The organism is Acidobacteriota bacterium (assembly GCA_034211275.1).
Lineage (GTDB): Bacteria > Acidobacteriota > Thermoanaerobaculia > Multivoradales > JAHZIX01 > JAGQSE01.
The window spans coordinates 1-12,097 of sequence record JAXHTF010000070.1; the positions used below are offsets into that span (position 1 = coordinate 1).

General features: G+C 64.9%; 10 protein-coding genes. 3 read left to right on the top strand and 7 right to left on the bottom strand.

Going from position 1 to position 12,097, the window contains the following annotated elements:
* Nucleotides 1–200: 200 nt before the first annotated feature.
* Both SX243_12545 and SX243_12550 read left to right on the top strand, forming a co-directional pair.
* A complete protein-coding gene (locus SX243_12545; GenBank protein MDY7093792.1) occupies nucleotides 201–1,133 on the top strand; it encodes a zinc metalloprotease in 933 nt (310 codons plus the stop codon).
* Between the two features lie 404 nt (nucleotides 1,134–1,537).
* Nucleotides 1,538–2,455 carry a phenylalanine 4-monooxygenase gene (locus SX243_12550; protein ID MDY7093793.1) on the top strand — a complete coding sequence of 306 codons (918 nt, stop codon included), beginning with the start codon at nucleotides 1,538–1,540 and terminating at the stop codon, nucleotides 2,453–2,455.
* 79 nt (nucleotides 2,456–2,534) lie between these two features.
* Here the strand turns inward: SX243_12550 and SX243_12555 are convergent, their stop codons facing one another.
* The 6 genes from SX243_12555 to folE all read right to left on the bottom strand — a co-directional run bounded on the left by SX243_12555 (nucleotide 2,535) and on the right by folE (nucleotide 10,910).
* Nucleotides 2,535–2,819: a 4a-hydroxytetrahydrobiopterin dehydratase gene (locus SX243_12555; protein MDY7093794.1), complete on the bottom strand. Its 285-nt coding sequence runs from the start codon at nucleotides 2,817–2,819 to the stop codon at nucleotides 2,535–2,537.
* 227 nt (nucleotides 2,820–3,046) lie between these two features.
* The gene (locus SX243_12560; protein ID MDY7093795.1) at nucleotides 3,047–4,933 is read right to left on the bottom strand and encodes a CRTAC1 family protein; all 1,887 of its coding nucleotides are present in this window, start codon (nucleotides 4,931–4,933) and stop codon (nucleotides 3,047–3,049) included.
* Nucleotides 4,923–7,871, bottom strand: a complete 2,949-nt coding sequence (locus tag SX243_12565; GenBank protein MDY7093796.1) for a multiheme c-type cytochrome — start codon at nucleotides 7,869–7,871, stop codon at nucleotides 4,923–4,925. The genes SX243_12560 and SX243_12565 overlap by 11 nt, the downstream gene beginning before the upstream one ends.
* Nucleotides 7,872–8,393: 522 nt before the next feature.
* A complete protein-coding gene (locus SX243_12570) occupies nucleotides 8,394–9,467 on the bottom strand; it encodes a beta-ketoacyl-ACP synthase III (GenBank protein MDY7093797.1) in 1,074 nt (357 codons plus the stop codon).
* Between the two features lie 176 nt (nucleotides 9,468–9,643).
* The gene (locus SX243_12575) at nucleotides 9,644–10,291 is read right to left on the bottom strand and encodes a GWxTD domain-containing protein (GenBank protein MDY7093798.1); all 648 of its coding nucleotides are present in this window, start codon (nucleotides 10,289–10,291) and stop codon (nucleotides 9,644–9,646) included.
* The gene (folE, locus tag SX243_12580) at nucleotides 10,257–10,910 is read right to left on the bottom strand and encodes a GTP cyclohydrolase I FolE (GenBank protein MDY7093799.1); all 654 of its coding nucleotides are present in this window, start codon (nucleotides 10,908–10,910) and stop codon (nucleotides 10,257–10,259) included. Before folE ends, SX243_12575 begins: the two co-directional genes overlap by 35 nt.
* 145 nt (nucleotides 10,911–11,055) lie before the next feature.
* Between folE and SX243_12585 the strand changes: the two genes are divergently transcribed.
* Entirely contained in the window at nucleotides 11,056–11,292 is a 237-nt protein-coding gene (locus SX243_12585) for a SelT/SelW/SelH family (seleno)protein (protein MDY7093800.1), read from the top strand.
* A 250-nt stretch (nucleotides 11,293–11,542) separates the two neighbouring features.
* Here the strand turns inward: SX243_12585 and SX243_12590 are convergent, their stop codons facing one another.
* Entirely contained in the window at nucleotides 11,543–12,079 is a 537-nt protein-coding gene (locus SX243_12590) for a 6-carboxytetrahydropterin synthase (GenBank protein MDY7093801.1), read from the bottom strand.
* Between the last annotated feature and the right edge of the window lie 18 nt (nucleotides 12,080–12,097).

Sequence of the window (12,097 nt, forward strand, 5' to 3'; positions counted from 1 at the left end):
GGGTGAGACCTCTTTCAGACCACTTTTTCCGAGTCAAGATGGGGAGTTGCGAGGGGAGTTTGGACTCTGAATCGGTGGAAGCTTGCCCTTCTGTTTAGTAATGCCCAAGGGGCTTAGTGGTGCCGTATCGCAAGATCCGAATGGCGCCGGCTCCGAGAGGATCTCGAAACCCGATGCACCGTCCGAACAAGGAGAAATCCATGAAGCAGTTTGCCTGTCTCTTCTGTGCCGCCCTGCTGGCTCTTGCCGGTAGCTTCCTCGTCGTCGACCAGGCCGAAGCCGGCCCCATCAGCGCCCACGCTGTCGATCAGGGCGGCCAGGATGTCCATTTCTTGAACGAAAAGGGCGAGATCGTCCGCGGTAAGCGTTGTGCCGCTCCCAACCCCTCCGCCGGCGAGATGGCCGACTACCGCAAGAACATCGAGGCCTGGATCGCCGAGAACGGCATCACCGGCACGGAAGCCATCGGCAACATCCCCGTCGCCTTCCACGTCGTCTACCAGTCCCGCCGCGGCACCACCGAGGGCAACATCCCGCAGCAGTGGATCGACGACCAGATCGACGTGCTCAACGCCGCCTTCGCCGGCACCGGCTTCGGCTTCTCCCTGTCCAGCGTCGACCGCACCAACAACCGCCGCTGGTTCAACAAGTGCGACAACTTCAACGCCGAGAGCCAGATGAAGAGCTCCCTGGCCATCAGCCCGGCGACCACCCTGAACATCTACACCTGCAAGCCCGGCGGCGGCATCCTCGGCTATGCCTATCTGCCCAACCAGCTGCCGGAGAACGATCCGCTGCACGGCGTCGTGCTGCTCTACTCCAGCCTGCCCGGTGGCTCCGCGGCGCCCTACAACCTGGGCGACACCGGCACCCACGAGGTCGGCCACTACCTGGGCCTCTACCACACCTTCCAGAACGGCTGCTCCGCCCCCGGCGACTACATCGCCGACACCCCCTACGAGGCCAGCCCCGCTTTCGGTTGCCCCGTGGGCCGGGACACCTGCGCCAGCGCCGGCCTGGACCCGATCTACAACTTCATGGACTACACCGACGACGCCTGCATGAACACCTTCACCTCGGACCAGGCGGCGGCCATGCAGGCTGCGGTGGCGACCTACAAGCCCAGCCTCTGAGGCTACTTCTTCGGGCGAAGGCCCGAGTCTGATTTCCTTTCGGGGGTGCTTCGGCACCCCCATTTTCTTGCTCCCAGGTTGCCTGGCCCCCACCCCGAGGGAGGATCTCTAGCGAGATGCTTGTCCCGTTCGGGCAATCCGATACACTGTTCCTTCTAGGAGCCAGCTGGCTTCCAGCCAGATGTTGAGCCTTTCGGAATGCGGCAGCCAACCTTACCCGCCTCGCGTTCGTAACAGAGATGAATTGCGGCTGGCCTAGCCGCTATTGGGTAGAATAGGGCCAGCATTCGCGGGCGGCTCCTCCCGGATCCAGCCCGATCCGTCAGGATAGCCCGCCGATTCCGCCAGAGCCCGCCCGATGCCGGACTGAAGTCTTTTTGAGGCCTTGAAGGGAGAGTCACTCCATGCAACAAGCCGTCGCGACCAACGATCTCACCACCACCCGGGCTCCCTTTATCGAACAGTCGAAGGACCGGGGCGACATGTTCATCCGCCAGCCCTACGAGCTCTACAGCGAGCGCAACCAGGAGGCCTGGCGCCGCCTCTACGAGCGCATGCTGCCGCGCTGGCAGCAATACGCCAACACTCACTTCCTGGAGGGCATCGAGAAGCTCGCCATCGATCCGAACCAGGTGCCGCGCCTGGAGGACGTGAACCAATTCCTGGCTCCCCTCACCGGCTTCGTCGCCAAGGCAGTGGCGGGCTACATCCCCGCCTACCTCTTCTTCGACTCCCTCCGCCGGCGGGAATTCCCCACCACCATCACCATCCGCGACGTCGACACCCTCGACTATCTCCCCGAGCCGGACATCTTCCACGACATTTCCGGTCACGTGCCCATGCACACCGACAAGGACTTCGCCGAGGCCCTGGTGGCCATCGGTGACGTAGCCCAGGCGGCAGCGGAGAAATACGCCGGCTTCAAGGATCGGGAGCAAGCGGTGCGCGAGCTGGACAGCGTCATCAAGGCGCTGGCGCGCTTCTTCTGGTTTACCGTCGAGTTCGGCCTGATGCGCAGCCAGGACGGCAAGGGCATCACCGTCTACGGCAGCGGCCTGCTGAGTTCCTACGGCGAGATCAAACACTCGGTGGAGTCACCGGAGGTGCAGCGCTACCCCTTCCAGCTGGAGTGGGTGGTGAACCAATACTTCGAGATCCACCACTACCAGCCTCTGCTCTTCGTCGTCGACAGCTTCGACCACCTCTACAGCGAGGCGGACCGGCTGCGCAAATGGGTCCTCGAGGGCAAGGTCTCCAACGTCAGCCCCGGCGAGCCACTGGTCGACCCCGCCGACCTGGAGTCCTTTCTCAACGCGGTCTGAGCGAGACGAGCAGCGTCGATAGCAAAAGCGCCCGGTCGGACCGGGCGCTTTTTCGTTGGAGCGGAAGCTAAGCCAGGAGTCAGAGCAGGTCGTTGAAGGCCTGGGCGAGCTGAAAGTCCTTCTCGCTGATGCCATCCACGTCGTGGGTGGCGAGGTGGATGCGCACCTGGTTGTAGACGTTGAACCACTCGGGATGGTGGTTCATCTTCTCCGCCAGCAACGCGCCGCGGGCCATGAAGCCGAAAGCGCCGACGAAGTCGTCGAAGCGCAGCTCCCGGTACAGCTTGCCGCCGTCCAGGGTCCAGCCATCCAAATCCTGCAGTCGGCTCTCGATCTCGGTGTCGGTGAGCTTGGTCAATGCCATCGGTGTCCTCCTAGGTGTGGGGTGGTGTCCTAGTTCAAATGCCTGGTTCCCACGCTCCAGCGTGGGAACCAACAGCAAAGAGCCATGCGCTGACGCCCAAGCCCCGCTCCAGCGGGGCGGAAAGAAGCTTGCCATGAGCTCTCCCCCGCCCACGACGCTGGAGCGTCTCCCCTGAGCTCCCACGCTGCAGCGTGGGAGCGAGGTGACTTCGCTTGATCGAATGGGGCTCAGGTCGAGGACTGCTCCACCACCACTTCCTGGTCCACCGCGGGTGGCGGGACTTCCTGGGCCGTGCCGTCAGGCCAGACGATGCGCACAGCCTCGACGGTCTCCGCCCCGCCGAGACCGAAGGTCACGGGCAGCTCCGTCTGGGAGAGATAGCTACGGGTGGGCATCACCTGGCGGCGCTGGGTGACGCCATCGGCGGTGACCTCCACCCAGGCTCCCACGGCATCGCGGCTGACGCCTTGCTGCGGGTCCCCGACGAGGCGTAGCCGCAGCCAGTGGTGGCCGAGGGCCTGATCGTTGCGCAGCACTAGCGGCGCACCACCCACCTGGGTCAGCACCAGGTCCAGATCACCGTCGGCGTCGAGGTCGCCGAAGGTGGCGCCGCGGCCGACGATGGGGGAGGCCAGGTCACCGGTCTCCTCCGGCGGCACCGGCACGAAGGTACGCCCCGACTCCGAACCGGCATTCCAGAACAGCTGGGCAGGCTGGCGATAGCTCTGGCTGGGATCCACCGAGGCGATCTCCTCCTCCAGATGGCCGTTGGCCTGAAGCAGATCGAGGCGGCCGTCGAGATCGTAGTCCAGGAAGAGGATACCGAAGCTCAACATGGTGCGGGTGGGGGCACCGATGCCCTCACCGATGGCCTCGTCGGCGAAGATGGATGGATCGCCCTGGGAGACGTAGACGGAGGTCATCTCGTTGGCGAAATTGCCGATGATGAAGCCCAGATCCGCATCGTTGCGGTAATGCCCCACGTCCACTCCCATGGCTCCGGTGGCCTCGCCGCTACGGCCGTAGGCGACACCCAACAAAGCCCCTTCCTCCTCGAAGGTACCGTCCCCCCGGTTGTGGAAGAAGAAGTTGCCCACGGTGTCGTTGGCCACCAGGATGTCGACCCAGCCATCCTGATCGACGTCCGCCATTCCCAGCCCCAGGGCCTTGCCCGCCGGCGCCTCGGTGACCGGATTGACCACCTCGATTCCGGCCTCGGCGGAGACATCCTGGAAGCTGCCGTCCCCCTCGTTGCGATAAAGGTAGGAGTGGGAGCCCTGGTAGTTCACCGGCGGCCCGTAAGCGCGGCCGACGCCGGTGAGGCGATAGTCGACCTCGAAGTCGATGTCCTTGGACCAGCGCACGTAGTTGGCGACGAAGAGGTCCAGGTCGCCATCCCGGTCGTAGTCGAGGAAGCCCGCGCTGGTGCTCCAGGCTCCAGCGTCCCCGGCCACACCGGCAGCGGCGGTGACGTCCTCGAAACGACCCTCACGATTGCGCAGCAGCCGATTCTCGCCGACGGCGGAAACGAAGAGGTCGACCCAGCCGTCGTTGTCGAAATCCCCCACCGCGGCGCCCATGCCGTAGAGCTCCAGGGCGGTTCCTGTCTCCCCACTGACGTCGGTGAAGGTGCCGTCGCCGTCGTTGCGGAAGAGCGCGCTGGTGGGAGTCGGCCGCACCGGCGTGTCGTGGGGCCAGGAGCTGGAGTTGACGAAGAAGAGATCCTGGTCCCCGTCGTTGTCATAGTCCAGCACCGCGACGCCCCCGCCCATGCTCTCCGGCAGGAGCTTGTCGCCGGTGGCGCCGTTGAAATGCTCGAAGTCGATGCCGCCGGCCTCGGTGACGTCGGTGAAGCTCACCGCCAGGGGGTCCACCGATTCGGCCACCTGCTCCGGCGCGGTCGCCGCCAGCTCGGTTTCCGGCATCTCCTCCGGCGGCCGCCGCACCAGCAGCAGAATCACCACCACCACCACGGCGACGACGGCGAAAACCGCCAGCGAGCGCCAGAAAGCCCGACCGATGACCGCGTCGTCTTCCGGTACCCACTCGCCGTCGTCCACCGGCGGCTCGGCACCGGAGACGGGATCCAATCGTTCTTTGTCGTTATCGGCCATGACGTCCTCCCGCCAGCTCGGCGACCTTCTCCGGTTCACCCTCCGGAGGTGACGGGCCGGCAGCCGCCGTCTCCGTCGACGCCCCCGGCGGCGTGGCGATGGGCTCGGCCCCCTCCAGCGCCAACAGCTCGTAGGGAGCGGCCCGCCGCTCGTCCGCCGGCTGCCCTTCGAGCTCGTAGGCTTCGGAGCGGTGGAGATCGTAGATCACGATGGCCTCGGCGGCATGGTTGGCCGCCGGATCGTTGCGCCGGGCGATGGCGATGGCGCGGTCCCGGGCGTTGTCGTCGGGACGATAGCGCTGGTAGAGCTCACCGTGCTCGGTGGCCAGTTCTTCCTCTCCCAGCTGGCGGTAGATGAGGTTGAGGTTGTAATGCGCCGGCACGTTCTCCGGATCGAGCTCCAAAGCCTGCTGGAAGTAGCCCACAGCCTCCTGGAGCAGCTCCTGCCGGCGAGCCTGGCGGCTTTCTCCGCGCTCTTGCTTGGCCCGTTCGAAGACGGTCTGACCGAGCTCCGTCAGCAGGCGGTAGTCCTGGGTGAAATCGAAGCCCCGCTCGCGGGTCTCGGCGCTGTCCAGCTCCAGGATGCCCTTGAAGTCGGCGATGGCCTCGTCCAGATAGCCGTTCTGCTTGTTGACCAGCCCGGTGAACCAGGACACCGACCACGGTGGCGCCGGCGGATCGAAATCCGCTGCCCGGCGCAGGGCGGCGATGGCCTGGTCCTGCACCGTACCCTGGGCCAGGTAGACCCGGGCCAGGTTGAGAGGGCCGTCGGGGCGTCCCAAAGCCTCCACCCGACGGAAAGCTTCCTCCGCCTGGGCCAGCTCGCCCTTGGTCTTGCCGCCCTTGCGCAGCAGGCCGATGCCGTAGTCGTTCCAGCGCTGCCACTCGGGGATGGGGGAAGTCTGCTCCTCCGCCACCTCCGGCCCGCCGACCACGGGCAGGGTGATGGTGTCCACCGCCATGGTCAGAATGGGCAGCTCGTTGATGTACTCCTCGCCGTAGACGAAGTCCATGTAGATGCTGTCGAACTTGCGGAACTGCAGCCGCGCCTCCACCGTCACCGGCTCGGTCCAGCCTTCGGGGACCTCCAGCCGGTAATGCACCACGTCCGCCGCTCCCGGCGGGATCTGGTGGTTGTAGAGGGGCACGAAGATGTCCTCGGCGTTGCGCCGGTCGATGCGGTTGCCGTCGCGGTCGAGCATGTAGATATTGATGAAGTGGGACCAAGGGTCGACCTCGTTGTCCGGATTCATCCCGCCGCTCCGGCCCAGCACCCGGCCGCCGCTGGTCACCCGCAGATCGACCCACACCTGATTCGAGTCGGCGGTGCCCTGGGTGAAGAGGTGGCCCATCTTCACCGTCCGCACCACGGCGTCCAGCAGATAGGGCTCACCGGCCTCGATAGCCGGCACCGCCGGCCGTAGAGGAGCCTGCAGCGGACCGTCAATGGTGCCGCCGCGGCGCAGGCCGAAGAGATCCAGGCGCATGACGCCGACGTTGAACTCCCGCTGCCGCTCGTTGGCCCAATCCGGCAGCCCCACCAGCGCCGGGATGCCGGTGTTGGCACCGACGAATTGGTGGTCCGTGGCCTTGCGGATGCCGGTACCGTCGAAGTCCTGGGCGGCGAATTGATCCGACTCCCGCAACGGCATATGGCATTCGTTGCAGCTCGGTGTCGCCTTCGGCGGGTAGTAGAAGCTGGTGATGCCGTGACCGGAGACGCCGCTCAGATGGTAGGCGTCGTAGTGATTCTGGCCGCGCAGCCATTTGTAATCGTTGAGCTCCGGCGGCAGATGCACCTTGTGGCAGCTGCTGCAGAACTCGGGAGTCTGGTGCAGCGGCTTCAAGAAGGTCTTCTTGTGGAACTCGGGCTTCGCCTTGACCAGCTGACGATTGACCCATTGCAGGGTCTCGTTCTCGCTGAACGCGAAGGGGTAGTGGATGGGCTCTTCGATGGTGTAGTCGGCGTTGCCCCGCACGCTGTTGACGTTGGTGATGGCGTGACAGGAGGTGCAGGTGATGCCCGCCTGGCCGGTGGGCTCGGAGTTGATGTCGAAGTCCGGGTCGTCGAATTTCGGGTCGTCGAATTTCCCGGAGAAGAAGACCACCGGGTCATGACAGCCGGCGCACCAGCGCGAGGCCTGCACGTTGCCGTCGCGCAGATTCGCCATCTTGCGGGTACCGGTGACGGAGGCCTTGTAGGGGGGATTGTTGAAGGAGCTGAAGCGGTGCATGCTCACCGACCAGGACTCGTGGCTGTCCTGATGGCATTCGGCGCAGTATTGGTCGTTCATCAACACCCGCTCGGGGATGAAGTCGCCGGTGGCGGTGCGCGCCAGGGAAGGGAAGAAGTACTGCTCGCCGCTCTCCGGACCGACGACGTTCCATTCCCGGGGGTCCTGCGCCTGGAGCACCAGCATGGCACCGGCGAACACCGCCGCCGCCGCCGCCCAGCGCAAACCGATGCGCCATTTGATCCGCTTCCCCGCCAGGCGGTGCAGCACGAAGAGCCAAGCGGCCAGCAGCGGAGTGATGACGTGCAGCCAGTAGAGTCCCGAGCGCAGCGCCTGGTCCTTGATCACCAACACGCCCTCGATGCGGGTCAGCAGGACACCGCTGAAGAGCAGCACCAGCGAGGCGATGAACAGAGCGTAGCCCACCTTGATCGCCCGGCGATTGGGGCGATCCTTGGCGTTGCGCATGTGGAAGATGCCGAACAGGATCACTGGCAGAATGAGGGCCAGCCCCAGCACCAGGTGGATCATGAACATGATCAGGTAGAACCAGTTCTGATACGTCTGGCCCTGGATCCACTCCATCAGGCTGACGCCCACCAGGTAGACCGAGTTCACCACCAACAGGGCGAACAGCCCAAAGACCACCGCCAGCAGTCTCTTGAGCCGCGGCCCCACCGCGGGTACATAACGGCGCTTCTTCACCGCCGAATTACTCCTTGCCATCATCGCTCCCTCACCTTCGAGCCAATTTTCTGAGTTTGTGGCACCGGGTCGTGGGGCCGTTCACCCGGTGGATGCTGCCTGCGAGCAGCGGGCTAATTCTTCTGCGGCTCGTGTTGCCAACAGTACTCCGAGCCCTCTCGAGCCCGGCGGCTGCAGCGGGAGCCGTCGCGTTTGAAAGCAATACAAAGGCCGACCCCGTCACCCTCACCGGGCGCGGGTCCAGCGGTCGATTCAGCAACCTGGGATGGGGGCTCCACCGCCACCGGCCGAGGATAGGCCTGGGGTGGAGCTTCCTGCGGCTCCGGATCTCGGCGCGGGGAACGCTTCCCCTCGCCGCTTCCGGAACGCGATCCAAGACTCGGCCTGGAACCGGGGACGTTGACCTTCCAGGCCATCACCGCCACCAACAGACCAAAGACCACGAGGAGCAGTCGGCGCAACATGAGCGCTATTGTACCGCGCTCCCCAGCGAAGCCGAAGAGGGGTGGAGCCGGAGGGCTCTCAAACCCGCATCAGCACCGCTCCCCAATGCAGGCCGGCGCCGAGGGCGGAGAAGCCCACCAGGCTGCCCGGTTCCGCATGACCGGCTTCGCGGGCTTCGTGGAAGCACAGTGGCAGAGTGGCGGAAGTGGTGTTGCCGTATTTCTGGATGTTGTTGAAGACCTTGTCCCGGTCGATGCCCAGAACCTTGGTGGCCGCCTCGTTGATGCGCAGATTGGCCTGGTGCATGATCAGCAGGTCCAGATCCTCCACCGTCAGCTCGTACTGGCTGAGCAATTCCTTGGTGACCTCGGGCATGCGGGTCACCGCCAGCTTGAACACCGCCCGGCCGTCCATCACCGGCACCGTGGTGGCGCTGTCGATCATGTCGTGGCTGACCCACGGACGCTCCACCGAGCCGCCGCCGGGGACGTAGAGGATGTCCTTGTGGTTGCCGTCCCCGAGCATGCGGGCACCGAGGATGCCGCGGCCATCGTCTTCCGTGTGAGCTTTGAAGACCATCGCCCCGGCACCGTCGCCGAAGAGCACCAGCAGATGGCGAAATTGGGAGTTCCACTCGAAGGTCTCCGGCTCCAGGGGGCCTTTCTCCGGATCGTCGAGTACTTCCCAGGTCCGCTCGTTGAACGGCATCAGGGCGGTGTGCACGTCGGTGCCCACCAGCAGCACGGTGCGGGCGATGCCGCTACGGATCAGCGCGTCCACCATCTGCAATCCGTAGGCGAAACCGGCGCACTGCTGGCGGATGTCCAGCGCCGGGATGGGATCGATGCCCAGGCGCTGCTGGATCAGCGTGCCGCAGCCGGGGAAATAATGATCCGGAGTCATGGTGGCGCAGACGATGTAGTCCACCTCGCCGGCCTCGACACCGGCATCCTCCAACGCCGCCTTCGCCGCTTCGGCGCCCAGGTCGGCGGAGGTCACGCCCGGCTCGACGTAGCGGCGGGTGCGGATGCCGCTGCGTTCACGGATCCATTCGTCGTTGGTCTCGACGATGCGAGACAGCATGTCGTTGTCGATTTCGAGGGGCGGTACGGAGATACCGGATCCGGCGAGAAGGGCACGAGCTTGATCCATGATTTGATTTCCTCCCCCCAGCCTGGGGGCGTGAATGAGAAGAGAAGGAAAGACTGGGGCGGAAGCCGAGTCCAATCGCCGGAACTGTACCCTATCGGCCGCCGGAGCCCAAGTCCCGGTGCTAGCCGTCAGTGCCCCAGCTCGACCTTGCTCAGGCCTCGGCACTGCTGGTCGACTCAGTTGCGGGGGTACCGGGGCGGGCGGACGCGCTGTTCGCGCAGGGCGTCGCGGCGCATGCGCTCCTCGTAGAAGACCGTCAGGTCCTCCAGCCGGATCAGGCGGTAGAGGCGGTCCGGCTTCTCATCGTTCAAGCCGGGCTCCGCATCCTTGCCGTATTTCCACAGGATCAGCGGCGGGCCGTCGAGCCATTGAGCGATGTCGTAGTCCACTTCCTCCGGCGGACCGTAGAGCACGTAGAGCGTCCCCCGGTCCGTATTGCGCCCGCGGATCTGGGCTTCGGAGAATTGCTTGTCCGCCTCCGCGGCCCGCTCCTCGTAGAGCTCCCGCAGCGGATTGCCGGGGACGTCGCCGTTGGTGTCCCGGCGCGCCCAGAACTCGTCGATGAAGGCCCGCGCCTCCTCGTCGCTGCTGAGGATCAGGTATTCGTCGGCTTCTTCCCGGGTCACCAGCCGGGCGATGGGGCCGATGAGCCATTCGGCGTAGCCCGGCCCGAGGAAGGGCTGGATGAGCATCTCCCGGTCATAGGATTTGAGCTTCTTGCCCGCCGCCTCGGCCGACGGGACCGCCAACGCGGCGCAGAGGAGGATCAGAAGGAGGTGGCGGACGGCGTTACGGACGACGGAGGAGGTCGAGGAATTCTTCACGAACGGGGCGCTCCAGGAAGCAGCCGCGGATGGAGGACGTGACGGTGACGGCGCCGGGCTTTTTGACTCCGCGCATCTCGACGCACAGGTGCCGCGCCTCGATCACCACCATGGCTCCGATGGGCTCCAGCTTCTCTTCTAGGTAGGTCACGACCTGTTCCGTCAACCGCTCCTGGAGCTGCGGCCGCTTGGCGTAGAACTCCAGGATGCGGGGAAACTTCGACAGGCCGATGATGCGATTGCTAGGGATGTAGGCGATGTGGGCATGGCCGTAGAAGGGCACCAGGTGGTGCGAGCACATGGAGTAGAAGGGGATCTGCTTCTCCATCACCATGCCGCTGTAATTCTCGTCGTTGGGGAAGGTGGTGACCTTCGGCTCCGCCCCTTCCCGCAGACCGTGGAACATCTCCAGGTACATCTTGGCGACGCGCCGGTCGGTCTCCCGCAGGTTGGGATCATCGAGATTCAAGCCCAGCTCTTCGAGAATGCTCCGCACGTGGCCGGCGATGCGCTGGACTTTTTCGGCTTCTCCGTTGTCTCCCACCGGAGGCATCACCTTCTCGGCGATCAAGGCCTCTTCCTGAGGTTTGGCGAGGACGTTTTTCAGATCTCTATCCATGACATTCGATTCGCTTTCTCGAGAATCCCTCCCGACGAGACAGGTCAGACTAGCATGGGTCCCAAGCTCCCCGCCCGTCGGCAGCCCGTACCGGCAACAACCAAAACCGGCTGCTCTATAATCCCGACCCTAGGAGGTATCTACGATGAGTCAGAACGTTTCCATCGAGTATTGTGTCGTTTGAAACTACAAGCCCCGCGCCGCCGGTCTGGCGGCTGAGCTTGAGCAGTCTTTCGACGTTTCCGTCGAGCTCATCAAGGGACGCAACGGCGTCTTCGAGGTCCAGCTCGGCGAGGATCTAATCTTCTCCAAGAAGTCCCTGGGCCGCTTCCCCGAAGAGGGTGAGGTCGCCCAACTCTTCCGCCAGCACCTGGCTGGTTAGCTAGCCGAGCTGTTCGCTGGCAGCCGGGCCGGTCGCTGGCAAATAGCCTTCGGAGATCGCCTTCGATTCCGTTTTCATCGAGCCCCGGCGGCGCAAGCCCCGGGGCTCGCCTATCCATGACTACGGGACCCGCCGAGATCCGGTTTGAAGCCCCGCCCTGACCGCCGCTTCACTCTAAGCCCTCGAGCCCCAAGCACCGCACGCTGTCGAAGAACGCCCTACAAGTCGGGAGCCACGGGCCAATCGGGAGCTATGGGTTCTGTTCGCCGGCGGCCTGGGCTACCGGCGCCCGATACCAGCAGCTCTGCCCCGCGGTCTCCGCCACCGACACTCCCAACACCGACACCTGCGAGCCCACCAACCCTGGGGCTAGCTCGTGCCATAGCCAGCGGGCCAGCAGCTCGATGGAGGTATTGACCACCGGCAGCACCAGCACGTCCCGGGCCGGGAAAACATAACGGCGGTCCCGGTAGGTCACCACCATTCCGTCCTCCTCCTCGTGCCCAGCTTCTCCGCGATGGAAAACCAGCTCCGGGCTGTCCCGAGGCACCAGCGTCCGGGTGTCCAACCGCTCGCAGGCGTCGCGGATCGCCCCCTTCACCGCGACGAAGTCGCAAAGCAGCCCGTAGCCGTCCAACCCTTCCCCCGTCAGCTCCAGCTCCACCTGGTAGTTGTGGCCGTGGAGCAGCTCTGCCTGGCCATCGGGGAAGAGAGTGAAGTGGGCGGCAGAAAACTTGAAGTCCTCCTTCGCCAGGTGGACCGTGTAATGCTCGCGTGGGTCGCTCATGGGATGCATCTTATGGCA